Genomic DNA, 24125 nt, shown 5'->3' with positions numbered 1-24125 from the left:
GCCGTTACTGTGCCCCACCTCCGTACAACTGCTCAAAAATTGACACCATTCATGCGAACTGCTCAACTTTTGACACCATTCCAGCGTTCGAGCCCCCGATCGAGCAAGCCTTCACCCGCCTTCCCCGTTTCCGTCGCGTTGTCGCACCCTGCCCCCTTACAACTACTCAAAATTTGATACTTTTCTCGCGAACTGCTCAACTTTTGACGCCATTTCGGCGTTCGAGCCCCCGATCTAGCACGCCTTCACCCGCCTTCCCCGCTTCCGACGCCATTGCCGCACTTCGCCCCCATAAAACTACTCAAAATTTGATACCTTTCTCGCGAACTGCTCAACTTTTGACGCCATTTCGGCGATCAAGCCCCCGATCGAGCACGCCTTCACCCGCCTTCCCCGCTTCCGACGCCGTTGCCGCACTTCGCCCCCATAAAACTACTCAAAATTTGATACCTTTCTCGCGAACTGCTCAACTTTTGACACCATTCCGGCGTTCAAGCCCCCGATCGAGCACGCCTTCACCCGCCTTCCCCGCTTCCGACGCCATTGCCGCACTTCGCCCCCATACAACTGCTCAAAATTTGATACCTTTCTCGCGAACTGCTCAACTTTTGACACCATTTCGGCGCGCTTGCCCTCCTGAAGCCACGACGAAGGGGCCGCCGATGCGCTCGGCGGCCCCTCCTTGAACTGCGACTTACCCGGCAACCAATTCCGGATGCTCGAATTGGCTGTTGTACAGATTCGCGTAGAATCCGCCCTTCTTCATCAATTCCTCGTGCGTGCCCTGCTCGACGATATCTCCTTCGTTCATGCACAGAATGAGATCCGCGTTCCGGATCGTCGACAGCCGATGCGCGATAATGAAGCTGGTGCGCCCCTGCATCAAGCGATCCATCGCCTTCTGGATCAACACTTCCGTGCGCGTATCGACCGAGCTCGTCGCCTCGTCCAGAATGAGCACCCGCGGATCGGCCAGAATCGCTCGCGCGATCGTCAGCAGCTGCTTCTGCCCCTGCGAGACGTTGCTCGTCTCCTCGTTCAATTCCATCCGGTATCCGTCGGGCAGCGTGCGCACGAAGGGATCGACCTGCGCCTCTTTGGCCGCTTCGACGACCTCCTCGTCGGACGCGTCCAGTCGGCCGTACCGAATATTTTCCATGATCGTGCCGTTGAACAACCAGGTATCCTGCAGCACCATGCCGAACTTGCTTCGAATGTCCTGCCGCGAGAAGTCCGTCAAATCGTGGCCGTCGATGAAGATCGCGCCGCCGTCGAGCTCGTGAAATCGCATCAACAGCTTCACGATCGTCGTCTTGCCCGCGCCGGTCGGCCCGACGATCGCGACGCGCTGCCCCGGCTTCACGTCTAACGTGAAGTCCCTTATGATCGGCTTCTCCGGATCGTAACCGAACTTTACATGCTCAAATCGGATATGGCCTTGAAGCGCCGCCTCGTCCGCGACCGCGACGACCTTGCCTTCCGCTTCCTCGGTCTCGTTCAGAAATTCGAACACCCGCTCCGAAGCGGCGACCATCCGCTGGAGTTGGCTCGACATGTTCGCGATCTGCGTGATCGGATGCGTGAAGTTCCGCACGTATTGGATGAACGCTTGGATATCGCCGATGCTGACTCTGCCGTTCGCCGCCATGGACGCGCCGACGATACAAATTACGACGTACCCGAGGTTGCCCACGAACATCATGACCGGCATCATGAGCCCCGAGAAAAACTCGGCCTTCTTCGCGCTCTCCGCCAGCTTTTCGTTCTCCGCGTCGAATAAAGCCAGCGCCTTCTTCTCGCCGTTGAACGCCTTCATGACGATGTGACCGCCGTACGTCTCCTCCACCTGTCCGTTCACCTTGCCGAGATATTGCTGCTGATTGCGGAAGTGCTTCTGCGACATCCCTACCAACGCAATGACGAAAAACAGCGACACCGGCACCATCACGACGGCGATGAGCGTCAGCTGCCAGCTGATCGTCAGCATCATCACCAAGACGCCGACGACCATCGCCAGCGACGAGAGCAGCTGCGTTATGCTCTGGCTGAGCGTCTGCTCCATCGTATCGACGTCGTTCGTAATGCGGGACAGCACGTCGCCTTGGCTGTTCCGATGGAAGTAGCCGAGCGGCATGCGATTGAGCTTGCTCATGATCGCGTTCCGAAGATTGTACGATATCTTCGTCGCGACGTCGGCCATGACATGCCCTTGCACGTACCCGAACGCGGTGCCGAGCAGGTACAATCCGACTAACGTCATCGCGATCGTGCCGATGAAGCCGAAGTCGATGCCGCTCGCTTCGCCCCGCATCATGCTGGCGATGCCGTCCGCGAGCTCGTCGGTCGCCATGGCGAGAATCTTCGGCCCTACGATCGTAAATATCGTCGCGCCGATGGCGAGGAACGCCACGGCGATCAGCTTCCAGCGGAAGGGCGCCAGGTAAGCGAGCAGCTTCTTCATGCCGCCCTTGAAGTCCTTCGCCTTCTCGAGCCGCCCCATGCCGGGCGGACCTCCCGCAGGACCTCCCGGACCCGGCGGCCGGCCTCGTTTCGGTTTCCGTTCGCTCATCCCAGTTCCTCCTTCGTCAGCTGCGACTCGGCGATGTCCCGGTACGTCGGGCAGCTCTCAAGCAGCTTTTCGTGCGTGCCCTTGCCGACGATGCGCCCGTGGTCCAGCACGATAATCTGCTCCGCGTTTTTGATCGTGCTCACCCGCTGCGCCACGACGAGGACGGTCGCGTTCGACGTGAACTGCTTCAGCGCTCTGCGCAGCGCCGCATCCGTCTTCAAATCCAAGGCCGAGAAGCTGTCGTCGAAAATGTACACCGGCGCCTTCCGAATGAGCGCCCGCGCGATGGCCAAGCGCTGCCGTTGGCCGCCGCTGACGTTCGTGCCGCCTTGCGAGATGGGCGAGGCGACGCCCTGCTCCATTTTCTCGATAAATCCGCTCGCCTGCGCGACCTCCAGCGCCTCCCGCACCTCCGTCTCGTCCGCCGTCTCGTACCCGTACCGAACGTTCGAAGCGATGTCGCCCGTGAACAGAATGCCCTTCTGCGGCACGTACCCGATCGTCTCCCGCAGCTCCTTCTGGGAAAGCTCTCGGATATCGATGCCGTTCAACGTAATCCGCCCCGCCGTCACGTCGTAGAAGCGAGGAACGAGATTGACGAGCGTCGACTTCCTGGCCCCCGTCGTGCCGATGAACGCCGTCGTCTGACCCGGCTTCGCCGTAAAGCTGATGTCCTCGAGGACGGCCTCTTCGGCGTTCCCGTACCGGAACGATACGCGGTCGAACTCGACCGTCACCCCATCGCCGCGCTCGAACGTCTTCGCATCCGCCGGCTCCCGAATCGTCAGCTCCGTGTTCAACACCTCTTGAATCCGCTCCGCCGAGGCGATGGCCCGCGGCACCATAAGAAACATCATCGACATGAACAAGAACGACATAATGATTTGCATCGCGTATTGCATGAACGCCATCATATTGCCGATCTGCAGCTCGGACGCCGCGATCTGATGCGCCCCTACCCAAATAATGAGCAGGGTGATCAAGTTCATGACGAGCGTCATCGCCGGGAACAGGAACGCCATCGTCCGCTGGACGAACCGGTTCGTCCTCCGCAAATTATCGTTCGCCTGCTCGAACCGCCCTTCCTCGTACCGTTCGTTCCCGAACGCGCGTATGACCATCATGCCGGATAAGTTTTCTCGGCTGACCAGGTTCAGCTTGTCGATCAGCTTCTGCAGCGTCTTAAACTTCGGTACCGCCAAGGCGAACATGATAAGAATAATGCCTACGATCGCGATGACCGCGACCGCGATGATCCAGCTCATCGACGCGCTGCTGCGGATCGCGAGGATGATGCCCCCGACGCCCATGATCGGCGCGAACAGCAACAGGCGGATGCCCATCAAGATCAACGTCTGGATTTGCTGCACGTCGTTCGTGGTACGGGTAATCAGCGACGCGGTCGAGAACTTGTCGTACTCCGCGTTCGAGAACCGGCCAACTTTCTCGAACACGTCGCGGCGCATCCGCATCGCGACCGACGTGCCGATCTTCGAGGCGTACCAGCCGACGACGATCGCGGCGACGCCGCCGAGCAGCGCCACGCCGAGCATCTTCAGGCCGATGCCGACGATGTAATCGCGCTGGAACTGCTTCAGATCGACGCCCAGCTCGCCGTAGAACAGGCGGGTGAACATGACCGCGATCTGCGAGCCGGCCATCGACTCGTCGCCCGCCGCCGCGGCGATATACGCGTCGAGTCCGCCGGAAGCTTTCAGCTCCGCGAACATCGGCGCCATCGCGTACAGCTGCGACAGCTCGAGACTTCCCGTATCGCCTTGACCGGCGGCGCCCTCCGGCGAAGCCTGTTGCAGGCTTTGCATCGTAAGCGCCATCGCATAGGCCGCCCGGGTGTAGACTTCGTCTACGGCTTCGGACCGTTCGCCGTCCCGCTCCGTCAGCCGGTAGACGTCTTGGGTACCTGCGGCCGGAAACCGTTCCGCGATCGCTCCGCCCTCTCCCGCCGGCGTCGACGCATAACCGTTCGCCAGCGTCTCCGCGTCCTGCTCGCTTAAGAACGTCTTCAGCAGGTCGACCCCTTCGGCGCTGATCGCCTCCGGCGCTCCCTGTTCGATGCCGCCGGCCTGAATGCCGGTGTCGACCATATCGCTCATCAGTCTCGGCAGCCCTAAGTCGCACAGCACTTGTACGAACAGGAAGACGATGCTGACCGTCAACGCGGCCGCGAACGGCTTCAAGTAGCGAAATACGAGTTTCATAAAACACTCCCTCTGTCTTTGACAGGTATTTGTTCAGGCCCTTACAGTTAGGAACCTAACTATATGGACGTAAAAGTCTCATTCCAGGTTTTTCTTCAGTTTCTCGGCGATCGCGAAGAACGAAGCGATCTCCTCTTCGCTTAGCCCGTTGCGAAGCTTCGTTTCGAAGTCGATAAACCGCTGCACGTTCTTTTCATGGATTTCGCGCGCTTTCGGCGTCAGCGTAATCTTCTTCAACCTTGCATCGTACTCTACCGGCTCGCGAACGATGAGACCGTTGCGTTCCATTCCCTGCAGCACGCCGGTGACCGTCGCGCGGCGGATGTTGAATTGTTTCTCGAGATCTCGTTGAAACACCTCGCGGTCCGCACACGCGACCACGTATCCGATGATCCAACCCTGCATGCCCGTCAATCCGTCTTCCCCGGCATCTTCGGAGAAACATTCGTCCAAATTTCTTTTGATCAAGTTCGCCAGCGTCTTTAGTTCGAAGCCGATCGCTTTAGGCGGCTTCATCGGCACCACCTCTCTCTTTGTTAGGGTACTAACATTATCCCCGGAGAATATCGCCCCTGTCAAGAACGATTCTTTCCCTACCGCTCGCTCAACTTGGCAAATTTCAACATCACCCACCGATTGATCGAGCCAAGCAGAACAAAGCCTAGAAATGAGTACGTATGAGTCCACCGGATTAATTGGAACATCTCCCACACGACAAACAACGACTCGACGAGGTAGGCATAGAATGCAGCTAGTGCGAGGTTCGCTAAGAGATACGTTTTCCATGTCTTCGTGTACTGGTAGATGACCATGAAACTCACCGGAATGACGGTTAAGTCTGCCGGAAACAGCGGCGGAAACATAGGGAGAACTTTATCCGGATACGCCCAAAGCATAAGGTCGACCCCGATCCCGTCCAGAGCGACCGCGAAGGTACCGACAAGAAACCCGCAGGTCAGAATCTCGAATACGCGCTTCCGATCGATGAAAAACTTCAGCCAGACCACCCATGGCAGGATCCCCGCCGCTACAAGAAACCACCACTTCCAAGAAAACAGATCGTCGGAAAGCCAGTGGGAGGTGCCGATATTCCTCAATGCTTCCCTTGCTTCTTGCACTTGTTCGAAAGTAATGGACGGATCCAAATCCACGCGCGATCAACTCCAAAGAAGGGGGTTCTATCCCCATCATTGTCGGTTAGAAGCGCTTCGGATATACGCACCCTCTATTACTTCCCCTTCACCCCATGCAGCCGCATAATCGCAGCGGTCTGCTCCTCGTAACGTACTAGCCGAAAGTTCGAATCGTTCTCCATCGCCTTCTCCAGGAACGGAATCGTCGGCGAGAAAATGAACGTTCCGCCGACCTTAAGCGACTGTAAAATTTCGATAAAATTCTGCATATAGGCTCTGTAATCTCCATCCCTGCGAAGAAGATGGTGCCCGAAATGATTCGAAAACGCCATATGGGAAAAGACGGTTCCCCAATAGTTTGGTTGTAAGCTGAATTCGAACCAATTCGCTTTCGTCGTATATTCGGTCGTTTCGACCGAGCGATCGATGCCGTAAGCCTGGAAACCGTTCATTCTTAAAAAACGAACCAGGTTCGCGTCCTTCCCGCATCCGATATCCAGGATAGGCTCCTTCAGCGTGAGGCCGGCAATCCCCATCGTGTTTGCTTGAAACTCAGGAGAGTATTGCGCGCAAACGACGTCGAACAAATACGCATTCTCCTTGTATTTCGCGAATATGGCTTGACCGTTCGTCCTGATAAGGAATTCCCTTAATTTCCGATAATGTTCGCGGAACGCGTTATCCGCTTCTTCGCGAACGGCGTTATCCGCACCCTTCGCCAGAGGGACCAACTCCAATGCAAATTGGAGGTACATCCCTTTCAACTCCTGAATATCTCGAATCGAAAAATTCAAAAATTGATTCGCATGGAGAAGAGACTCTATTACTCTCTGTACCGCGTATTCGGCCATCGGTTCTACCTCAGGGTTCTTCCTTGTCTTCCACTCCCTAAATAAATCCCTAATAAACCGCGGAGACGGTTCGACAACGTAACGACCGTCCGGAGTTACGTAAAATAAGCTTTTGTTTCCGTTGTCTTGGAGTTGGCGATCGACAATCCGAATCAGTCGGTTGGTCATATGCACCTCCGAAATTTACGAACCGCTGCCCTTGCGAATTCGACGGCACTCCTAAACGATCCATTCGTCTCTCAACAACGAAAAACAACGTTGATCGACGTATTTTCCGCGCGACAGAGCATATCCTCGCAGCAAACCATCTTCCCTAAACCCGAGGCGTCGGAGCAGCTTCATCGATGGGAACGCGTCTACGTTCGTGAATGCTTCTATGCGATAAAATCCCATAGTTTCGAAACCGAAAGGAATAACGGTTCGTAACGCCTCCGTCATGAATCCGCGCCGCCAATACGGTTTCCCTAGATCATAAGCGATCTCTCCGCGTGCGCCCCGATTCATTTCCCAGCCGTTAAAGCCGCAAGTTCCGATGACGGCATTATCGTCTTTCTTTATGATCCCCCATCGGAATGCTTTCCGTTCCCGAAACAAGTCGTTCATGAAATCGATCAACTCAACGGCTTGCCGAACATCGGAAAATGGCGCGATTCCCATATCCTTCGTAACGTCCGCGTCGGAAAACAATTCGAACACCGCTTCCGCATCCGCGACCGTCATCTTTCGTAATCGCAACCGCTCCGTCTCGAGTTCCGGAAATTCGAATACAACCATTAGGCAAACTCCCCTCGCAAGTATCGTCCTCCTAAGGATAACCGATACGCGATCCCCTTCCCGCGCAAATTTTCCGTGGATCCCCGCAAATCGTTAGGTTAGACACTCCATTCTTGCTTGTAGAAGTCGTATATTCGCTGACTCGCCCGTTGGAAAGGATAAGCGGATTGCCTCACTACGATCTCAAGCTTTCTGCGGTAAGGACAAGTCGCCGAGGTGATCAGCAAACGATGGCCCGCAAATCTTCCGGTTCTATCGCCTCTCGATGCGCAAGCGGATGGTCACTCGGCACCAACCTTGTAAACTCTCGTAAGGCGCGGCAAGGCGCTTCCTTCAATGAAAGCGATGGAAGCGCCTCGGATCACGCAAGATTTCATTATTACGCGTTGCCATACTCCCGCTGCCGCAGCGCCTCGAACAACAGCACCGTCGCCGCCATCGCCACGTTCAGCGATTCCGCCTCGCCGCGCATCGGAATAATGACCGTCTCGTCCGCCAACGCGAGCAGACGAGGCGATACGCCCGCTCCTTCGTTGCCGAACAAGAAGCACATATCGCCGCCGAGCGGCGCCTCGTAACAGGAGCGGCGCGCCTCCAGCGACGTGCCGACGACGCGGACGCCGGCGTTCTTCGCCCGAGGCAGCGCCTCCGCCAGATCGCACGCGACGATCGGCACATGGAACAGCGCCCCCATCGTCGCGCGAATCGTCTTCGGGTTGTAGACGTCGACCGTGCCGACGCCGAGAAGCACCGCTCGGGCGCCGGCCGCGTCCGCGCTTCGCAGAATCGTGCCGAGGTTGCCGGGGTCCTGCACCGCGTCCACGGCGATGAACGGCCCCTGGCCCTTCGCGGCCAGCAGCTCGTCCAGTGTCGTGGTTCGCTGCTTCACGACCGCGGCGACGCCCTGCGGCGTGCGGGCTTCCGCCACCTTAGCCATCACCTGCTCCGATACGGGAATCCAATCCGGCGTGCTTCGGCCGGCAGCTGCGGCAGCCTCCGCCGCCGCCGGACTGCCCGGCACGTACAACACCTCCGCCACGTCGTAACCGCTGCGGAGCGCTTCGACGACGAGGTGCGCCCCTTCGACCAGAAACCGTCCCGCTTCGTCCCGCCCTTTCTTGCTGAGCAAGGACGCCCACGCTTTGACCTGCGGATTTTGCAGGGAGCGTATCGGCTCCGCCTCGCGCATATGTCCGCCCCCTTTTCCCCAAACAAAGTAAAGTACCCCTATTGTATGACAAAACGCTCGCCTTGCGCCAACCGGTCTCCGAGGCATGAAAAGGCGCCCCGCCGCGCATACTATCCCCGATACCGATTCGGAACAGCAAAGCGGAGGTAAAACGATGATCTTAAGTTTACGCCAAGCGATCTACAAGAAGATGGAACCGAAGTCGATCGAGGACTTGCGCGAGACGATCGAAGACGCGATCGACGGCGACGAACGCGCCCTTCCCGGCTTGGGCGTGTTATTCGAGGTACTCTGGAAAAACATCGACAAAGAGCAGCAGGACAAGATGGTCGACACGATTCGAGAGCATCTTCCGCACTGATTCCATCCGCAAGTCCTCGCCCCTGTCCGTTCCCTCCGCCGCCGCTTCGGACGCCCGTCTCGAGCGGCCGGCGCAGCGAACGTCCCCGCGCAAAAAAAAGAGCACCGGCTCCCCGGTGCGTCCATCGTTAAAACTCCATAATGCGCTGCTTGAGCTCGTTCAGCTTAATCCGCTTCAAAATTTCGCGAATATGCGCCGCGGCCGAATGCAGCATCTCTCGGCGAATCAGCTTCTGTTTAATCAAGGCGACCGTAGCGTACTTGCTGCTGCTCGTCACTGGGTCTTGGAAGTACACTTTGCCTTGGGTGTCGTCGAACGAAGCGACTCGGTTCAAGTTCACGAGGTTCGTCTTGTCCAACATGTCGAATCCTTGCGCCGCCAGATGCTCTTCCAGCTCGGACAGCGTCGAGATGTGGCGGTACTTCGCTTGGTCGACGTGGTATACGATCTTGCGCCCTTCGATCTCCATGTAGTCCACGTCGAGCAGGCTGATGCAGGCTAGTTCCGTCGAACCGTCGGCGCACAGCTTAAGCACTGTCATCATCATCAATCATCACTCTTTTCATTGGAAGCTTGTCAAAAGTCCTATGACTGAAGTATACCATAAAGTTCCATAGTATGGAAATAGCAACTTCAGGAAAAGTACTCCTATTTTCAAGCGACTTTCATAGAAAAGAGTAGGAATCCGCTCCTATTTTCGGTAGGAATCGCGGGTAATTCCGTTACGGCGCCGTCTCCAGAAACTGCAGCTTCTCGTTCCGCTCGATGGCGGTCCGCATCGCGTATTCGCTCTCGAACAACGCTACGTAGTTGTCATTTTTGTCATGACAGAGAATCGAGTTGACCCGGAATTTAGTAGGATCGACATGTTCCCCTACGACCCATCGGGCGAATTGGAACGGCTGCCGCTGCAGCGCTACGTCAACGCCGTATTCATGCTTCATCCGATATTCGAACACCTCGAACTGCAGCTGTCCGACGACGCCGAGAATGGTGTCCTCGAAGCCGATCGTCCGGAATACCTGAATGGTGCCTTCCTCCGTCAGCTGATCGATGCCTTTCTGGTACTGCTTATGCTTGAGCGCATTCTTCACGACGACTTTCGCGAAAATCTCGGGGGAGAATACCGGCAGCTCGTTGAAGGTGATGTCGCTCTTCTCGGCGAGCGTGTCGCCGATGCGGAAGATGCCCGGGTCGAACAGACCGATGATGTCTCCCGGATACGCGTCCTCGACGATGTCCCGGTCTTGCGCCAGGAACTGCTGCGGCTGAGACAGCTTAATCTCCTTGCCGACGCGCACATGCTTCACGGACATGCCGCGTTCGAACTTCCCGGAGACGATGCGCAGGAACGCGATGCGGTCCCGGTGCGCCGGATTCATGTTCGCTTGGATCTTGAAGACGTATCCGGAAAACTTCGGTTCCTCCGGCGTCACGACGCCCGTCTCGCTCTTGCGAGGCGTCGGAGGCGGCGCGAGCTTCAAGAAGTTGTCGAGGAACGTCTGTACCCCGAAGTTGTTGACGGCGCTCCCGAAGAAGACGGGAGTCAGCTCCCCGCGGGATACCTTCTCCATATCGAAGGCGTCGCCCGCGACTTCGAGCAGCTCGAGCTCCTCGCGGAGCTGCTTGTACAGATGCTCGCCCGCCACTTTCTCTACGAGCGGATCGTCGTAGCCCTTCACGTCCTCGACGGAGATCGTCGAATGATCGTCGCCGTTGAACAGCTCGATCCGGGACTGCCGGCGGTCGTAGACGCCCTTGAGAGCGCGGCCTTGGCCGATCGGCCAGTTCATCGGATAGGAGCGGATGCCGAGCACTTCCTCGAGCTCTTCCATCAGGTCGAACGGGTCCCGTCCTTCGCGGTCGAGTTTATTGATGAAGGTGAAGATCGGAATGCCGCGCATGCGGCACACTTGGAACAGCTTCTTCGTCTGCGCCTCGACGCCCTTCGCGGAGTCGATCAGCATGACCGCGCTGTCGGCCGCCGTCAGCGTCCGGTACGTGTCTTCGCTGAAGTCTTGGTGACCCGGCGTATCGAGAATATTGATCCGCTTGCCCGAATAATCGAATTGCATAACGCTGGACGTGACCGAGATGCCCCGCTGCTTCTCGATTTCCATCCAGTCGGACGTCGCGAACTTGGCCGCCTTCCGTCCCTTCACCGTGCCGGCGAGACGAATGGCGCCGCCGAACAAGAGCAGCTTCTCGGTTAACGTCGTCTTCCCCGCGTCCGGGTGGGAGATGATGGCGAACGTGCGCCGTTTCTCCACTTCTTTATTGATTTGTTCCGTAGTCATAGTTGCGATTGATCCTTCCTGGTCAAGTCGACGCCGAGATATCGCTGCTGAGGCGAATGGCCTGGTCGTCGTCGCGCTGCCCGTTCACCGGCCACCACCGGTGGCCTTCCCGCTCCAGCATCGCCGCGGCCGCCTCCGGCCCCCACGAGCCCGCCGGGTACGTCTGCAAGTCGTCGTTCGATTCGCGCCATGCCGCCGCGATGCGGTCTACGAACCGCCAAGCGGCCGCCACCTCGTCCCAGCGGGTGAAATACGTCGAATCGCCGCGCACCGCGTCGTGGATGAGCCGCTCGTACGCTTCCGGCGTATTGATGCCGACGCCGTTCGAGTGGCAGAAATCCATCGCCACCGGAACGATCCGCTCCTCCGAGCCGGGCGCCTTCGCGTTGAACTTTATGTAGACGCCTTCCATCGGATTGACCCGGAAGACGAGCAGGTTCGTCTGCAGCTGATGCTTGCTCGCCAGATAGACGTTCTCCGGCACGTTTTTGAACTCGACGACGACTTCCGTCGCCTTGGCCGGCAGCCTTTTTCCAGTACGTACGTAGAACGGCACGCCTGCCCAGCGGAAGTTGTCGACGAAAATTTTCGCCGCGAAATACGTCTCCGTCGTCGAATGCTCCGGCACTTTATCCTCTTCCAAATAGCCGCGCAGCGCCTTCCCCTTCGACTCCCCGGCGACGTATTGCCCGCGAACGACGTTCCGGCGGACGTCTTCGGCGTCCTTGTACAGGCGCATGCTCTTCAGCACCTTCACCTTCTCGTCCCGTACCGCTTCGGGATGCAGCACGCTCGGCGGCTCCATCGCCATCATCGTCACCATCTGCAGCATATGGTTTTGCCCCATGTCCCGCAGCGCTCCCGCCGTGTCGTAGTAACCGCCGCGCTCTTCGACCCCGACCGTCTCGCTGAGCGTGATCTGGATGTTCGAGATGTAGCGGTTGTTCCACAGCGGCTCGAAGAACGCGTTCGTGAAGCGGATTACCTCGATGTTCTGGACCATCTCCTTGCCGAGGTAATGGTCGATCCGGTAGATGTCTTCTTCCGGGAACACGCGACGAAGCTCTTCGTTCAGCTTCTCGGCCGACTCCAAGTCGTAGCCGAAAGGCTTCTCGATGACAAGGCGGTGCCAACCGGCGGAATCCAGCAGCCCGCCGCCCTTCAGGTTCAGCGATACGTCGCCGAACAGCTCGGGCGCGAGCGCCAGGTAGAACAGCCGATTGCCCCCGACCGCGAACGTCTCGTCTAATTGCCCGGCGAGGGAGTTCAGACGGCGGAAGCCGTCCAGATCGTGAATGTCGAGCGACATGTAGCGGAAATGGGAAGCGAACGCGTCCCAATCGTCGTCTTCTCCCGGTTGATGACGGGCGAACTCGCGGATCGATTCAAGGACGTCTTCTTGGAATTGCTCGTCGGTTCTCGGGCGGCGGGCGACGCCGACGACGGCGAACCGGTCGCTCAGCTTTCCTTCCCTATATAAACTATAGAACGCCGGGAACAGCTTGCGCCGGGCCAGGTCGCCGGTCGCTCCGAACAGGACGATTACGGCTCCATCCGGGGATAAGTTCATGCGGCCTCATTCTTTCTTATGTAAATTTTGGCCGTGAGAACACGGCAATATTCCCAGTTTATCAAACACCGCGGGAAAATGCTACGAAACTCGTCCGCCCCGGAAAAATGGGCGCGGTCGGTCCGTCCCGATGCGGGCGCGGACCGGAACGGGCGAATACAGTATGGTATATGCCCCTTGGGAGGTGTGAATCCGGCATGCATGTGGAATATCCGGTTCGCGAAGAACATGTACGCATCTTTATGAATCGCCCGGTCGGCGTCGTCCTGATGGACGGCACGCGTCACTACGGCATCTTGACCGGCTGCGAGAAGGGCTGTCTCCATCTGAACGGCGGACCCGCCGCGGCGAAGGCGAAGGCGAAGCGCCGCAAGCTGACCAAGAAAGCGACCGTTCAGGCCAAGGTCGGCAAGCGCAAGAGCAAGCGCGCGTCCTCGAACGCCGCGCTCCCGCCGTCCCCGTTTACGCCTGCGATTCCGTACGGACCTTACAACCCTTATGGACCGATCGTCCCGCCCGGACCCGGACTGGCGCTCGACCTCGCGACGATCGCGCTGTTGTTCGCGCTGCTGCCGTAACGCGCGAAGAAGCGGTCGGTTACCCGATCCGCTTCTCCATTACATAACTCTGAATGCCCGATTCGTGCCATACCGCAGCCATGCCGTGCTTCCTATAGAAGCGGATGCCCCGCGCGTTGTCGTCGTTGACGTACAACCGCATCACCCGGCAGCCCCGATCGATGCCGTATTTCTCCGCTCGCCGCAGCAGCTCTCCGCCGGCTCCGGCCCCTTGGAAGGCGCGATCCATCGCCAGCATGTCGACGAACAGCTCGTCGCCGCGGACGACCGCCGTAAGGAACCCGGCGGCGGGGGCGTATGGCTTCCCGTCGGGCACCCAGACGAACGTCGCGCCGCGGTCCACCCGCCTGAGAATTTCCCGCTTCGACCATCGCGGACGCAGTTGCGGAGGATTCAAAGGGATCAGTTCTTGCCGGATCAGACGCAAAATGGGCTTGTCGTCCGACGCCGGCCTTCTGCCGCGAATCATAAGCCACCGTCCTTCCGACGAACACCGTATTGCTAACTACGGTATTCGCGGAAGACTCGGTCGGATTGGACATCTGTCTCCCCCGGCGGCGAATCAGTCCGCCAGTCCGTTCTTATGCGCGTAGATGGCCGCCTGCGTGCGATCCTCCACGCCCAGCTTCCCTAAGATGTTCGTCACGTGGAACTTGACGGTCTTAATGCCGATGTACAGCTCGTCCGCAAGCTCTTGATTGGAGCGGCCCTTAGCGATAAGCTTCAGCACTTCCATCTCCCGCTCGGTCAGCTCGTGATGCGGCAGTGCTTCGGCCTTCGGCTGGCGGAACCGGTTCATCATCTTCGACGCGACCTGCGACTCCAACACCGGTTGGCCGTTCGCCGCGGCGCGAATCGCGGCGGCGATCTCCGTCGCCCGCGACGTCTTCAGCAAGTAGCTGAACGCTCCGGCTTCGATGACCGGGTACAGCTTCTCGTCGTCAAGATAGCTCGTCAGCACGATTACCTTACAATCCGGGAACTTCTCCATCATCCGGCGCGTCGTCTCGATGCCGTCCATCTCTTCCATGACGAGATCCATCAAGACGACGTCCGGGCGGTATTGCTCCGCTAATCGCAGCCCTTCCTTGCCGCTCGACGCTTCCCCGACCACTTCGATGCCGTCCTCGGTGCCGAGCACGGCCGCAAGGCCGATGCGCACCATCTCATGGTCGTCCACCAGCAATACTTTCACGTTACTCGTCATCATCGTTCGCTCCCTCTTCCTCGTCGACCGGTACCGGCACGCGAATTTCGATCCTCGTCCCTTTGCCCGGCGCGGTAACGATATTCATGAACCCGCCGATTTCGTTGACGCGCTCGGCCATGGACATGAGGCCGTAAGACGCTTGCTTTTTCTTATCCAATTCGAAGCCGATCCCGTTGTCCCGGATGCTGAGCCGCACGCCGTCGACCCGGCGCAGCAGCTTCATCTCGAGCCGCTCGGCGCGAGAATGGCGCAGCGTATTGGATATAGCTTCCTGCGCGATGCGGAACAGCTGATCCTCCACGCCCTTGGCCAGGCGGATGTCCTCGTCCATCTCCCACTGAATGGCCACCGGCATCTTCGTCGATAGCTCCTGCAGCAGTTCGCGCAGCGCGACGGCGAACGGCTTGCCTTCGAGATGGACCGGCCGCAGATGAAGCAGCAGCGCGCGCATCTCCGATTGCGCGACGGAAGACATCTCTTCGATGAGCGCCACCTGCCGCTTAGCCCTCTCCAAATCTTTCTCGAGCGTGCGGCCGAGCGCCGTCGCCGTCATCGAGATGGCGAACAACTGCTGGGAGACGGCGTCGTGCAAGTCTCTGGCGAGCCGCTGCCGCTCTTCCACGACGGCGGACAGCCGCGCCTTCTCGGCGAGCTCCGCGTTGTTCGTCGACAAGCGTTGGAGCGACGTCACCTGTTCCTCCCACTTGCCGCTGATCGCGCCCAGACGCTCCGCCAACCTGCCGATCTCGTCCTCGCCGAGATGAGGCATCGGCCGCGACAGATGCCCCTTCTCCAAATACAGCATCGCCTCTTCCAGCGTTTCGATTCTTCGCTTCAGCCGAATGCTTTGCCAATACCCGTAAGCGGCGCCGACCGCGGAGACGAACAGAATCGTGATCCCGGTAAACCGGAGACCGCTTTGCCAGTCGGTCGGACGCAGCAAGGCGAAGCTCTGGACCGACAAGGTCACGACTAGAAATAAAGCAAGGCCGAGCATAATCCCCTCGGCCATCGTTCTCCACATCAAACTCGTCAATTTCGGAATCATGCCCGGCTCCTCCCGTTCACAGCACTTTCACGTCGACGTCGGCGACCGCGTACGAAATATGCAGTTGCACCCGGTGCTCCGCGACGTCGAAGTTCGGCGAACGCCAGACGAGACGGTTCATGATGCCCGCGCCGCGTTCGCCCGCCACGTGAATTTCGCCGATGGCGACCTGCGCGTCGACGGTCAGCCCGACGTCCTCCGGCACGACGATGTCGATATCCCCGATGACCCCTTGCAGGTGCAGATCGACGACCGGCTCTTCGAAGATCGCGTTCGTCATGTCGATCTGGATTTCGGCGATGGCGACCGACAGCTGCGCCGAACGAACCGTCCACGGTTCGCCGCGTCCCCATCGAATGTTGGCGACGATATGCTGCTTGACGAAGGACGTATCGAACGGGTTCGGCGACGCTGCCGGCGCTTCTCCGGGTTTTCGTTTGGATTGACGATAGTACCACAACCCTAAGACGATCGCTACGATGACGAGGAAGGCTAGATGATTGGCGAGCAGGACGAGCGCCGCGACGCCGAGCAGAAGATAACCGGATAAGTCCTTCCGTTCTTCGTCCGAGGCGGCTCGAACGATCGCGAAGCCGAAGAAGCCGAGCACCAACGCCCCGGCAGTGACGAAATCGAACAGATGGCCGATGACGAGATACAATCCCGCGCCGATAAACAAGAAGGCTGTATTGCGTTTGCCGTGTTCCATTGGTGCCGCCTCCTTCCCCCTTCGGGAGCCGTGCCGATGCCGTCCGCGAACGAGCCATAGGGGGGTCCGGGGTGATCCGGACGCCCCTATGGCTCGCGTTCGTCGTTATTGACCGGCGCTTTCGGACAATTTCTTCTTCAAGTCTTCGAGCTGAGCGTCCACGCGCTCGTTCTTCGCGGGATCCGCCGTTACCGCCGTGCCGTACGGGAACCGGGACACTTCCGCTTCCGCCTCCATCTGGAGAATCTTCTCTTCCATCCGGTGGAAGCCGCGGGCCGCGCCGCCGTTCTCGATCACGTTGGCGGACGAAACCGTAGCCGTCTGCTTCTTGATGCGGGCGAGCTGCGCGCGCTGCACGAGCTCGTTGCGCTTGTTGCGCATCTTATAGAACTCTTCTTTCATCTGGTGAAGCTGCGACGTCAATTCCGCCGCATGCGTCTTCGTCTGTTCGTACAACGTTTCCGTTTCTTCGACCTTCGCGGCGTACTTCAGGTTTTCCTCGAGGGCGGCGCGCGCCGTCTCTTCCCGGCCTGCGCGGAGCTCTTCCTCGGCCTTCGCCATCAGGGCGTCGCCTGCGCGCTTCGCCTCGTCCAGGCGCTGCTTCAGCTTGCGTTCGCTTGCGATTTGCTTCGCTACCGTCACTTCGGCCTTCGCGATCTCTTCTTCCATATCGCGCAAGTATTGATTTAACATTACTACCGGGTCCTCTACTTTGTCCAGTACATCGTGAATCGAGGCTACCGTCATATCTTTAATCCGTTGAAATACTCCCATCCTAATCGTCTCCTTTAGGTTCATTTTCTAATTTGGCGAGCTTCGCTTTCAGTTGTTCGATTTCTTTGGCCATAGCCTTCTTCTCGATATCTTCCATCAGGTCGTCGATGCTGGGCGCCTTCGCCGGTTCGTTCGGCGGGTAGTACCCTTGCGAAGTCGTCCCGTAATGGGGCGGTTGATGCGGCGGAGGCGGCGGCGTCCCCCAAGGCTGCTGCTTCGGCGCGTCGTTCCAGCTCGAGGCGCCGTACGAGCCGCTTCCCCCGAAGTGGGAGCCGTACCCGCCGAGGTGAGAGTCGTGTCCTCCGAAGTGAGGTCCGTACGTCGGATCCTTCGGCATGACCATCGCCGCGATAATGTAGATCGGGATAGGCGCGCCGCCGGAGAAGACTGCTGTAATCACGAGAACGATCCGGATGATCGTGGCGTCGATGCCCGTCGCTTCGGCGAGTCCGCCGCAGACGCCGAACAGCTTCTTGTCTCGGCTGGATCGGTACACGCGTCTCATGATTTGCCGTCTCCTCCTTCCAGCTTCCGCTTCAGCTGCGCGAGCGCCTGCTCGATCTTGTCTTCGCCGAACGCGAGCGCCTGCGCCGTACGATCCGCGAAGCCGCCGCGCACATCCATCAAGGAACGCGCTTCAAGCTCCATGTCCGTGATGCGGTCCTCGAGGCGATTGAACCAATTGCCGCCTTGCGAGGCGTAGCGGTGCGTCCGCTCGTGCATTCGCTGCTGCAGCCGGAGCGTCTCGATCCGAGCCAAGTAATACTGACGCTTGTGGTACACTTCCTGGTACTCCCGCTTGAGCTCCGCGAGGCGGCTCTCCAGCTCGTCCACGGAGCGCCGGCTTTGCTCGTACAGGTCGCGGTAGCCGTCGCGCTTCTCTTCCTCCAACGCCTTCTCCGCGAGCGCCGCCCGAGCGACGCCGTCCTCGCCTGCCTTCACCGCGAGTACCGCTTGCTCTTCCCGTCTCCGGGCCAGCGAGTCGGATTGTAAGTACTGCGCTCGCACGCTTGCCGTGTGCGCCGCGCATTGGCGATGCAGCGCCTCGGTTTCTTTGATCGCGTCCGCCATCTCCCTGAGGAACGCGTCGATGACGCGAAGCGGGTCTTGCGCGTGTTCCAACCGATCGTTCAAGGTAGCGACCGTCAAGTCGCGAACTCTTCTGGTAATGCTCATCTCTCTCGTCCTCCTTCTGCTTTGCGATTATTCGTATATTTTCCGGCGCTTCAACATCGTCCATCCGAACCAAATGAGCGCGATCGGGGCAAGGAACGCTAGGATGCCCCACAGCTTGCCGACCAAAGCGAGCAATCCGATCGTAAGCACGATCCAACCGATCGTCTGGCGTCCGTGCCGGATGCCGTAGTAGCCGAGGCCGAGCATCGCGAGCGGGATCAGCCAGCCGAATACGTCGATCCCGATCCGATTCAGCAAGATCAAAGCGCCGACGGCGATCAGCGCGACCGCTAGCCCCGTATTCCGATTCCATTTCATCTTCCGTTTCATCTCCGTTCCGTGAAGGCGATTTGTTTTTGTTTCATGTCTTTATTCTAGGGAAAATGCCGTTTCGTCAAAACGGACCGCTGACGGTAATTCGAACTGGACCCAAGGCGGGGACGGCGACCGACCTGCGAAAATGATCGAATCGTCCCGATGCGGGGGATCATGAAGGACGCCGAGGGCAGGGAGGCTCCGAATCCGCGCCGTTCGGCCCTTCGCTCCCCCGACCAGCGTCCCAATGGGACGCGAAGCCGATCCGACAGACGTCCTACCCGTCCCCGCGGGCGGAATTCGAACCGCGCGGCCGCGCGCCGTTTGGGAACATTTACAGGTAAATCGCGCGGGCCGGTCTATGCTATGATTTCAATATACATAGAAGCTTGTCTACTACTTTACATACGCTGGAGGAATTCGACACATGAACCGCAAATGGATCGCATCGACGCTGGCCGGCGCCCTGCTCCTCGGCTCCGCTCCTGTCCTGTCCCCGTCCACCGCTTACGCCGCGCTTATCGGAGAAATCGAAAGCTCCGTCTCCTTCCGCGTCGGACCGAATACGGACGACCGCCGCATCCGTTATTTGAAGGAAGGCGAAACCGTCGCCATCCTGCAGAAAGTGAACGCCTATTGGTATAAGGTGAAGGACCGGAACGGCACGGTCGGATATACGAGCACGAACGCCAAGTACATAAGCGTTTCGGAGACGCAGGAAGCGCCGCCTCAGCAACAGCGAAATACGGGCACGATCGTAGCGTCCGTCTCGATGCGCGAAGGCCCGTCCACCTCGGACGATCGGATCCGATATGCGCAGAAGGGCGAGGTCGTCACGATTCTAAGCAAGCCGAACAGCTATTGGTACGAAGTTAAAGACAAGTACGGCAATGTCGGCTATATCAGCACGAACTCGAAATACATATCAACCGAATACGCAGCCCCGGCTCCAACGAATCCTGCGCCGACTCCGCCGTCCGCGCCCTCCGCGCCTGCGGACGACACGGGCGTCATCGTATCCAGCGTCTCGCTCCGAGAAGGACCGGGGACCTCGTACGACCGGATCCGTTATGTGGCCAAAGGCGAAACCGTCGCGATTCTCGCCAAGCCGAGCAACAGCTGGTATAAGGTGAGAGATAAATACGGCAATATCGGCTTCGTCAGCACAAGCTCTCAGTACATCGACGCCAACTATAAACCGCCGGTCATCGATCCGGGCGACGTACCCGCCGTAGTGCAGAACATCATTCAAGCGGGAAAACGATATCTCGGCACGCCGTACGAATACGGCTCCGATCGATATACGACCGACACGTTCGATTGTTCGGATTTCGTGCGCACCGCCTTCCTCGAAGGCGCCGGCATTACGCTGCCGAGCGACTCCCGCGGGCAAGGCGATTACGTGAAAGCGCTCGGACGGACGAGCAGCGATTGGCGGGATCTGAAGCCGGGCGATATCCTGTTTTTCATGAGCTACGAGGGCTCGTCCAAATCCGATTACGACGGCGTCGACCGGTCGGAAGAGCGCATTACGCACGACGCGATCTACCTCGGCAACGGACAAATCTTACATACATACTCGAAGGATTCCGGCGGCGTTCGCGTCGACTCGATCGGCGACAACCACTGGGAGTACAGGTTGCTATTCGGCGGCAGCGCCTTATAGAGGCCCTCATCCGAACATAAAAAACCGTCAGGCGAAAATACTCGCTTGACGGTTTCTTCGTTAACCCGGAAAGGCTGGCGCCGATTTTTGGGCGGAGAGCGGCAGGCGCCACCGGGATAATCGTCCATACGCTCATGCCATACGCCTCATATGTTGTAGTAACTTCTCGGATCGATTCGCCGAAGCGACGATTCGAAATAAGGAGGAGGGGATTCCATGACGGCAGTAACCGGCTACACGACGACGGGCGTGATCCTCGTGCTCTTCATCCTTCTGGTGATCGTCTCTCGCGTATGGGTGCTGTAATCTAAAACGACGACAGCTACACGCTTAGGAAGGAGGCAGATGCAATGACGGCAGTTGGCTACGGTTGGACGTCCACGGGCGCGATTCTCGTGCTCTTCATCCTTCTCGTCATCATCTCCCGCGCTGGCTACTTCGGCGTGTAAGGACGGGATAACGGTGCAAGCCGTCGGGGCCTTCGGGCTTCGGCGGCTTTTCCGGCGATGCGGCTCCTAATCCGTAAGTTGACCTGCCGACATGACCGCCGCGCCTACCGCAAGCGCTTCTTCGCCGAGCTTCCCTCGGCTGAAGGTCACCTGATAAGCGGGGTAGTAATACGTGTTGCGGATGGCGACCTGCGTCGCGGTTTCGAAGTACATATTTTGGGTATTGAACATCGGACCGCCTAAGATCACTTTCTCCGGATGAAGCATATTTAACATGTTCGCAAGACCGATGCCGAAATACGTCGCCGATTGAATGAACAGCTCCTGCGTCAGCGGATCGCCGCCGTGAATCGCTTCGACGAGATGCTCGAACTTAAGCTGTTCGGGACGATCGACAAGAGCCCTTAACGCGCTCTCCCGTCCTTGCTTCAAGCGGGACACCGCCGCCTGTTCCAAAGCATAGATACTCGCATACGACTCGAGGCAGCCGTAATTGCCGTCCGGCTCGCGGTGCGGTACGCCGTCGGTCTGAATGATCATCTGCCCTACGGCGCCTTCCATATCGACCGCTCCATAAACCAGCTTCCCGTTCGAGAGCATTGCGGATCGGAGACCGATCCCCCCATGAATATACAAGACGTGCTCGCCTCGTTCCTCCGGAGCGTCCGTCCAGTATTCCCCGAGGAGCGCGGCGTTCGCCCCGTTATCCAGCGAGCAAGGCACGCCCATTCGGCTCGAAATCATCCGACAGACGGGGACGTCGTTCCACCCCGTAGAAGGGAAATACAGCGGATTCGTAATGACGCCCTTCTGACGATCCAACGGCCCCACGCCGCCGACGCCGACGCCCAGCAACCGCTCCTTCGGAATGCCGTGAATGTCGAGCATATGTTCCATCGCTTCCGTCATATGCTGGATCAACACTTCCGGCGTAGACGACGCGGTCATCTTCCATACCCTTGAATCAAGCTTACGGAAACTTAAATCGCAGAGAACCAGTCTTGAGTGAATCCGAGAAATATCCAGTCCGAAAACGTAGCCCTGTTCCGCTCGCAGCCGGTATAAAATCGGCCGCCGGCCGCCGGTGGATTCGCCGAAGCCGACCTCCTCGATCCAGCCGTCCGCCGTCATATCCTCCAGAAGCCGCGTCAGCGTGCTCCCCTTCATCTCGCTCTGTTCTTGAAGCAGCTGCTTCGAAACCGTTCCGTATTTGCGGACGAGTCCGTAGATCGTCTTCGCCTTCGCGTTGCCGATTCGATCTTTAATGGCGATCATACCGTTCGCCCTCCCCCTCGATGCCTGAATACAAAAAAACTCCGAAGGGAGAGCTCCTTCAGAGTTGTCTGAGTCGTAATCGTTATTTAGAAAAAAGATGATACCGGCGAGAGGACTCGAACCTCCACGGTTTCCCACTCGATTTTGAGTCGAGCGCGTCTGCCATTCCGCCACGCCGGCATATTAGGGTTTATGATACCGATGAGAGGACTCGAACCTCCACGGTTTCCCACTCGATTTTGAGTCGAGCGCGTCTGCCATTCCGCCACATCGGCACATAAACAAGAAAAAGATGGCGTGCCCTAAGAGATTCGAACTCCTGACCTTTTGATTCGTAGTCAAACGCTCTATCCGGCTGAGCTAAGGGCACATATTCAGATGTGTGGTGCCGAGGACGAGACTTGAACTCGTACGGTAGTCACCTACCGCAGGATTTTAAGTCCTGTGCGTCTGCCGATTCCGCCACCCCGGCGATTGGAAGATTGGAGGCGCCACCCAGACTCGAACTGGGGGTAGAGCTTTTGCAGAGCTCTGCCTTACCACTTGGCTATGGCGCCGTAAAATTGATGGAGCGGACGATGGGATTCGAACCCACGACCCTCGCCTTGGCAAGGCGATGCTCTACCACTGAGCCACGTCCGCATAAAACTGGGGATCCAGGGATCGAACCTGGGAATGACGGAGTCAAAGTCCGTTGCCTTACCGCTTGGCTAATCCCCAATAAACAAATGGGGCGACCGAGGGGAATTGAACCCCCGAATGTCGGATCCACAAACCGATGCGTTAACCACTTCGCCACGGTCGCCATGAAACAAGATAAAATGGCAGGGGCAGCAGGAATTGAACCCACACTAACGGTTTTGGAGACCGCTGTTCTACCTTTAAACTATGCCCCTATGGTGGGGGATGATGGATTCGAACCACCGAACTCGTAAGAGAAGAGATTTACAGTCTCCCGCGTTTGGCCACTTCGCTAATCCCCCATGATGCAAAACAATGGTGCCGCCGAGAGGACTTGAACCCCCAACCTACTGATTACAAGTCAGTTGCTCTACCAATTGAGCTACAGCGGCGTAATTCCGTGAAATGGTGGCTTGGGACGGAATCGAACCGCCGACACATGGATTTTCAGTCCATTGCTCTACCGACTGAGCTACCAAGCCGACTTATACGGCAGTTTGTTAAAAATGGCGGAGCCGACGGGATTCGAACCCGCGGTCTCCTGCGTGACAGGCAGGCATGTTAGGCCTCTACACCACGGCTCCGCGATGAAGAATTGGTTGCGGGGGCAGGATTTGAACCTACGACCTTCGGGTTATGAGCCCGACGAGCTACCGGACTGCTCCACCCCGCGACGTTCATTAGGTAAATATGGTGGGCGCTGACGGGATCGAACCGCCGACCCTCTGCTTGTAAGGCAGATGCTCTCCCGGCTGAGCTAAGCGCCCATGAATCATGGTGACCCGTAGGGGATTCGAACCCCTGTTACCTCCGTGAAAGGGAGGTGTCTTAACCCCTTGACCAACGGGCCGTATATATAATGGCGGAGAGAGAGGGATTCGAACCCTCGAGACGCTTTCACGCCTACACGATTTCCAATCGTGCTCCTTCGACCACTCGGACACCTCTCCAGAGGTGGCTCCCCGAACAGGACTCGAACCTGTGACAACTCGATTAACAGTCGAGTGCTCTACCAACTGAGCTATCGGGGAACGTTATGCTTTCTCAGGTATTGTTCCCTGAAAACTGAATGCGAAACTGAGTATACTACACATCCGGCCTCTAATGCAATGGTAAATTGCGTTATCGGCGACTTTTTTTGGATAAGTCCTCGACCGATTAGTATTCGTCAGCTCCACGCGTTGCCGCGCTTCCACCCCGAACCTATCAACCACGTCGTCTACATGGGGTCTTCAAGCAGGGAAATCTCATCTTGAGGGGGGCTTCACGCTTAGATGCTTT

The 24125-nt window shown here is 58.3% G+C and carries 24 protein-coding genes, 18 tRNA genes and 1 rRNA gene; 5 read left to right on the top strand and 38 right to left on the bottom strand.

Annotated elements, in window-relative coordinates:
• Nucleotides 1-694: 694 nt before the first annotated feature.
• From FE782_RS03250 to FE782_RS03220, 7 genes are all read right to left on the bottom strand, one after another.
• The gene (locus tag FE782_RS03250) at nt 695-2569 is read right to left on the bottom strand and encodes an ABC transporter ATP-binding protein (protein ID WP_138192477.1); all 1875 of its coding nucleotides are present in this window, start codon (nt 2567-2569) and stop codon (nt 695-697) included.
• Nucleotides 2566-4788 (bottom strand): ABC transporter ATP-binding protein, encoded by a 2223-nt coding sequence (locus FE782_RS03245; protein WP_138192475.1) that lies wholly within the window; start codon nt 4786-4788, stop codon nt 2566-2568. The genes FE782_RS03250 and FE782_RS03245 overlap by 4 nt, the downstream gene beginning before the upstream one ends.
• A 78-nt stretch (nt 4789-4866) precedes the next feature.
• On the bottom strand, nt 4867-5304 hold the full coding sequence (locus tag FE782_RS03240; protein WP_138192473.1) for a MarR family winged helix-turn-helix transcriptional regulator: 438 nt from the start codon (nt 5302-5304) through the stop codon (nt 4867-4869).
• Between the two features lie 77 nt (nt 5305-5381).
• Nucleotides 5382-5939, bottom strand: a complete 558-nt coding sequence (locus tag FE782_RS03235; protein ID WP_238392329.1) for a CBO0543 family protein — start codon at nt 5937-5939, stop codon at nt 5382-5384.
• 77 nt (nt 5940-6016) lie between these two features.
• Complete coding sequence (locus FE782_RS03230; RefSeq protein WP_138192471.1) at nt 6017-6676, bottom strand: class I SAM-dependent methyltransferase; 660 nt, start codon at nt 6674-6676, stop codon at nt 6017-6019.
• A 315-nt stretch (nt 6677-6991) separates the two neighbouring features.
• On the bottom strand, nt 6992-7546 hold the full coding sequence (locus tag FE782_RS03225) for a GNAT family N-acetyltransferase (RefSeq protein ID WP_138192469.1): 555 nt from the start codon (nt 7544-7546) through the stop codon (nt 6992-6994).
• A 379-nt stretch (nt 7547-7925) separates the two neighbouring features.
• Nucleotides 7926-8735, bottom strand: a complete 810-nt coding sequence (locus FE782_RS03220) for a TrmH family RNA methyltransferase (protein ID WP_138192467.1) — start codon at nt 8733-8735, stop codon at nt 7926-7928.
• A 154-nt stretch (nt 8736-8889) separates the two neighbouring features.
• On the opposite strand from FE782_RS03220, the gene sspI reads away from it, so the two are divergent.
• Nucleotides 8890-9096 carry a small acid-soluble spore protein SspI gene (gene sspI / locus FE782_RS03215; protein WP_138192465.1) on the top strand — a complete coding sequence of 69 codons (207 nt, stop codon included), beginning with the start codon at nt 8890-8892 and terminating at the stop codon, nt 9094-9096.
• A 127-nt stretch (nt 9097-9223) separates the two neighbouring features.
• Here the strand turns inward: sspI and FE782_RS03210 are convergent, their stop codons facing one another.
• From FE782_RS03210 to zwf, 3 genes are all read right to left on the bottom strand, one after another.
• Nucleotides 9224-9643 (bottom strand): LytTR family transcriptional regulator DNA-binding domain-containing protein, encoded by a 420-nt coding sequence (locus tag FE782_RS03210; protein WP_138192463.1) that lies wholly within the window; start codon nt 9641-9643, stop codon nt 9224-9226.
• A gap of 175 nt (nt 9644-9818) precedes the next feature.
• Nucleotides 9819-11393, bottom strand: coding sequence for a peptide chain release factor 3 (locus tag FE782_RS03205; protein WP_138192461.1), 1575 nt, complete (start codon nt 11391-11393; stop codon nt 9819-9821).
• Between the two features lie 22 nt (nt 11394-11415).
• Nucleotides 11416-12963, bottom strand: a complete 1548-nt coding sequence (gene zwf / locus FE782_RS03200; RefSeq protein WP_138192459.1) for a glucose-6-phosphate dehydrogenase — start codon at nt 12961-12963, stop codon at nt 11416-11418.
• Between the two features lie 197 nt (nt 12964-13160).
• On the opposite strand from zwf, the gene FE782_RS03195 reads away from it, so the two are divergent.
• Nucleotides 13161-13541, top strand: a complete 381-nt coding sequence (locus FE782_RS03195) for a hypothetical protein (protein WP_138192457.1) — start codon at nt 13161-13163, stop codon at nt 13539-13541.
• 19 nt (nt 13542-13560) lie between these two features.
• Here the strand turns inward: FE782_RS03195 and FE782_RS03190 are convergent, their stop codons facing one another.
• From FE782_RS03190 to FE782_RS03155, 8 genes are all read right to left on the bottom strand, one after another.
• Nucleotides 13561-14010, bottom strand: a complete 450-nt coding sequence (locus tag FE782_RS03190; protein WP_138192455.1) for a GNAT family N-acetyltransferase — start codon at nt 14008-14010, stop codon at nt 13561-13563.
• 93 nt (nt 14011-14103) lie between these two features.
• Nucleotides 14104-14748 carry a response regulator gene (locus tag FE782_RS03185; protein ID WP_202914478.1) on the bottom strand — a complete coding sequence of 215 codons (645 nt, stop codon included), beginning with the start codon at nt 14746-14748 and terminating at the stop codon, nt 14104-14106.
• Entirely contained in the window at nt 14738-15799 is a 1062-nt protein-coding gene (locus FE782_RS03180; RefSeq protein ID WP_138192451.1) for a HAMP domain-containing sensor histidine kinase, read from the bottom strand. The genes FE782_RS03185 and FE782_RS03180 overlap by 11 nt, the downstream gene beginning before the upstream one ends.
• Before the next feature lie 16 nt (nt 15800-15815).
• Nucleotides 15816-16508, bottom strand: coding sequence for a cell wall-active antibiotics response protein LiaF (gene liaF / locus FE782_RS03175; protein ID WP_138192449.1), 693 nt, complete (start codon nt 16506-16508; stop codon nt 15816-15818).
• 105 nt (nt 16509-16613) lie between these two features.
• Nucleotides 16614-17282, bottom strand: coding sequence for a PspA/IM30 family protein (locus tag FE782_RS03170; RefSeq protein ID WP_138192447.1), 669 nt, complete (start codon nt 17280-17282; stop codon nt 16614-16616).
• A gap of 1 nt (nt 17283) precedes the next feature.
• Nucleotides 17284-17787: a PspC domain-containing protein gene (locus tag FE782_RS03165; RefSeq protein ID WP_138192446.1), complete on the bottom strand. Its 504-nt coding sequence runs from the start codon at nt 17785-17787 to the stop codon at nt 17284-17286.
• Nucleotides 17784-18458, bottom strand: coding sequence for a PspA/IM30 family protein (locus FE782_RS03160; RefSeq protein ID WP_138192444.1), 675 nt, complete (start codon nt 18456-18458; stop codon nt 17784-17786). The genes FE782_RS03165 and FE782_RS03160 overlap by 4 nt, the downstream gene beginning before the upstream one ends.
• Before the next feature lie 27 nt (nt 18459-18485).
• Complete coding sequence (locus FE782_RS03155; protein WP_238392328.1) at nt 18486-18776, bottom strand: LiaF transmembrane domain-containing protein; 291 nt, start codon at nt 18774-18776, stop codon at nt 18486-18488.
• Nucleotides 18777-19200: 424 nt separating this feature from the next.
• Here FE782_RS03155 and FE782_RS03150 point away from each other — a divergent pair, with 424 nt between their 5' ends.
• From FE782_RS03150 to FE782_RS32735, 3 genes are all read left to right on the top strand, one after another.
• The gene (locus tag FE782_RS03150) at nt 19201-20439 is read left to right on the top strand and encodes a C40 family peptidase (protein ID WP_138192440.1); all 1239 of its coding nucleotides are present in this window, start codon (nt 19201-19203) and stop codon (nt 20437-20439) included.
• A 216-nt stretch (nt 20440-20655) separates the two neighbouring features.
• Nucleotides 20656-20745 carry a sporulation protein YjcZ gene (locus tag FE782_RS03145; RefSeq protein WP_138192438.1) on the top strand — a complete coding sequence of 30 codons (90 nt, stop codon included), beginning with the start codon at nt 20656-20658 and terminating at the stop codon, nt 20743-20745.
• 44 nt (nt 20746-20789) lie between these two features.
• On the top strand, nt 20790-20888 hold the full coding sequence (locus FE782_RS32735) for a YjcZ family sporulation protein (protein ID WP_238392327.1): 99 nt from the start codon (nt 20790-20792) through the stop codon (nt 20886-20888).
• Between the two features lie 66 nt (nt 20889-20954).
• Here FE782_RS32735 and FE782_RS03140 read toward each other — a convergent pair whose 3' ends face one another.
• The 20 genes from FE782_RS03140 to FE782_RS03045 all read right to left on the bottom strand — a co-directional run.
• The gene (locus FE782_RS03140; RefSeq protein ID WP_138192436.1) at nt 20955-22163 is read right to left on the bottom strand and encodes an ROK family protein; all 1209 of its coding nucleotides are present in this window, start codon (nt 22161-22163) and stop codon (nt 20955-20957) included.
• A 101-nt stretch (nt 22164-22264) separates the two neighbouring features.
• A tRNA-Leu gene (locus FE782_RS03135) sits at nt 22265-22343 on the bottom strand.
• 16 nt (nt 22344-22359) lie between these two features.
• Nucleotides 22360-22438, bottom strand: a tRNA-Leu gene (locus FE782_RS03130).
• An 18-nt stretch (nt 22439-22456) separates the two neighbouring features.
• Nucleotides 22457-22533 (bottom strand) — tRNA-Arg (locus FE782_RS03125).
• 13 nt (nt 22534-22546) lie between these two features.
• Nucleotides 22547-22635, bottom strand: a tRNA-Leu gene (locus FE782_RS03120).
• An 11-nt stretch (nt 22636-22646) separates the two neighbouring features.
• A tRNA-Cys gene (locus FE782_RS03115) sits at nt 22647-22720 on the bottom strand.
• A gap of 10 nt (nt 22721-22730) precedes the next feature.
• Nucleotides 22731-22805: transfer RNA gene (locus FE782_RS03110), tRNA-Gly, on the bottom strand.
• 6 nt (nt 22806-22811) lie between these two features.
• A tRNA-Gln gene (locus FE782_RS03105) sits at nt 22812-22883 on the bottom strand.
• 9 nt (nt 22884-22892) lie between these two features.
• Nucleotides 22893-22968, bottom strand: a tRNA-His gene (locus FE782_RS03100).
• Between the two features lie 17 nt (nt 22969-22985).
• Nucleotides 22986-23059: transfer RNA gene (locus FE782_RS03095), tRNA-Trp, on the bottom strand.
• Nucleotide 23060: 1 nt separating this feature from the next.
• Nucleotides 23061-23146, bottom strand: a tRNA-Tyr gene (locus tag FE782_RS03090).
• A 14-nt stretch (nt 23147-23160) separates the two neighbouring features.
• Nucleotides 23161-23236: transfer RNA gene (locus FE782_RS03085), tRNA-Thr, on the bottom strand.
• A 14-nt stretch (nt 23237-23250) separates the two neighbouring features.
• Nucleotides 23251-23326, bottom strand: a tRNA-Phe gene (locus FE782_RS03080).
• 25 nt (nt 23327-23351) lie between these two features.
• Nucleotides 23352-23428: transfer RNA gene (locus FE782_RS03075), tRNA-Asp, on the bottom strand.
• Nucleotides 23429-23440: 12 nt separating this feature from the next.
• Nucleotides 23441-23517: transfer RNA gene (locus FE782_RS03070), tRNA-Met, on the bottom strand.
• Between the two features lie 18 nt (nt 23518-23535).
• Nucleotides 23536-23611: transfer RNA gene (locus FE782_RS03065), tRNA-Val, on the bottom strand.
• Nucleotides 23612-23619: 8 nt separating this feature from the next.
• Nucleotides 23620-23694: transfer RNA gene (locus tag FE782_RS03060), tRNA-Glu, on the bottom strand.
• 10 nt (nt 23695-23704) lie between these two features.
• Nucleotides 23705-23794: transfer RNA gene (locus FE782_RS03055), tRNA-Ser, on the bottom strand.
• 5 nt (nt 23795-23799) lie between these two features.
• Nucleotides 23800-23875, bottom strand: a tRNA-Asn gene (locus tag FE782_RS03050).
• 107 nt (nt 23876-23982) lie between these two features.
• Nucleotides 23983-24125 (bottom strand): 23S ribosomal RNA (locus FE782_RS03045); the annotation flags it as partial.

The organism is Paenibacillus antri (assembly GCF_005765165.1).
GTDB lineage: Bacteria > Bacillota > Bacilli > Paenibacillales > YIM-B00363 > Paenibacillus_AE > Paenibacillus_AE antri.
Note: the sequence above shows the minus strand (reverse complement) of the source record. Positions and strands in the feature narration are given on the sequence as shown.

Bases quoted from the DNA above. Each gene is read 5' to 3' on its own strand.
- FE782_RS03185 (WP_202914478.1), bottom strand. From the start codon at position 14,748: ATGACGAGTAACGTGAAAGTATTGCTGGTGGACGACCATGAGATGGTG.
- FE782_RS03190 (WP_138192455.1), bottom strand. From the start codon at position 14,010: ATGATTCGCGGCAGAAGGCCGGCGTCGGACGACAAGCCCATTTTGCGT.
- zwf (WP_138192459.1), bottom strand. From the start codon at position 12,963: ATGAACTTATCCCCGGATGGAGCCGTAATCGTCCTGTTCGGAGCGACC.
- FE782_RS03205 (WP_138192461.1), bottom strand. From the start codon at position 11,393: ATGACTACGGAACAAATCAATAAAGAAGTGGAGAAACGGCGCACGTTC.
- FE782_RS03245 (WP_138192475.1), bottom strand. From the start codon at position 4,788: ATGAAACTCGTATTTCGCTACTTGAAGCCGTTCGCGGCCGCGTTGACG.
- FE782_RS03195 (WP_138192457.1), top strand. From the start codon at position 13,161: ATGCATGTGGAATATCCGGTTCGCGAAGAACATGTACGCATCTTTATG.
- FE782_RS03170 (WP_138192447.1), bottom strand. From the start codon at position 17,282: ATGGGAGTATTTCAACGGATTAAAGATATGACGGTAGCCTCGATTCAC.
- FE782_RS03250 (WP_138192477.1), bottom strand. From the start codon at position 2,569: ATGAGCGAACGGAAACCGAAACGAGGCCGGCCGCCGGGTCCGGGAGGT.
- FE782_RS03230 (WP_138192471.1), bottom strand. From the start codon at position 6,676: ATGTACCTCCAATTTGCATTGGAGTTGGTCCCTCTGGCGAAGGGTGCG.
- FE782_RS03225 (WP_138192469.1), bottom strand. From the start codon at position 7,546: ATGGTTGTATTCGAATTTCCGGAACTCGAGACGGAGCGGTTGCGATTA.
- FE782_RS32735 (WP_238392327.1), top strand. From the start codon at position 20,790: ATGACGGCAGTTGGCTACGGTTGGACGTCCACGGGCGCGATTCTCGTG.
- FE782_RS03145 (WP_138192438.1), top strand. From the start codon at position 20,656: ATGACGGCAGTAACCGGCTACACGACGACGGGCGTGATCCTCGTGCTC.
- FE782_RS03140 (WP_138192436.1), bottom strand. From the start codon at position 22,163: ATGATCGCCATTAAAGATCGAATCGGCAACGCGAAGGCGAAGACGATC.
- FE782_RS03165 (WP_138192446.1), bottom strand. From the start codon at position 17,787: ATGAGACGCGTGTACCGATCCAGCCGAGACAAGAAGCTGTTCGGCGTC.
- sspI (WP_138192465.1), top strand. From the start codon at position 8,890: ATGATCTTAAGTTTACGCCAAGCGATCTACAAGAAGATGGAACCGAAG.
- FE782_RS03180 (WP_138192451.1), bottom strand. From the start codon at position 15,799: ATGATTCCGAAATTGACGAGTTTGATGTGGAGAACGATGGCCGAGGGG.
- FE782_RS03150 (WP_138192440.1), top strand. From the start codon at position 19,201: ATGAACCGCAAATGGATCGCATCGACGCTGGCCGGCGCCCTGCTCCTC.
- FE782_RS03220 (WP_138192467.1), bottom strand. From the start codon at position 8,735: ATGCGCGAGGCGGAGCCGATACGCTCCCTGCAAAATCCGCAGGTCAAA.
- FE782_RS03210 (WP_138192463.1), bottom strand. From the start codon at position 9,643: ATGATGATGACAGTGCTTAAGCTGTGCGCCGACGGTTCGACGGAACTA.
- FE782_RS03160 (WP_138192444.1), bottom strand. From the start codon at position 18,458: ATGAGCATTACCAGAAGAGTTCGCGACTTGACGGTCGCTACCTTGAAC.
- FE782_RS03155 (WP_238392328.1), bottom strand. From the start codon at position 18,776: ATGAAATGGAATCGGAATACGGGGCTAGCGGTCGCGCTGATCGCCGTC.
- liaF (WP_138192449.1), bottom strand. From the start codon at position 16,508: ATGGAACACGGCAAACGCAATACAGCCTTCTTGTTTATCGGCGCGGGA.
- FE782_RS03240 (WP_138192473.1), bottom strand. From the start codon at position 5,304: ATGAAGCCGCCTAAAGCGATCGGCTTCGAACTAAAGACGCTGGCGAAC.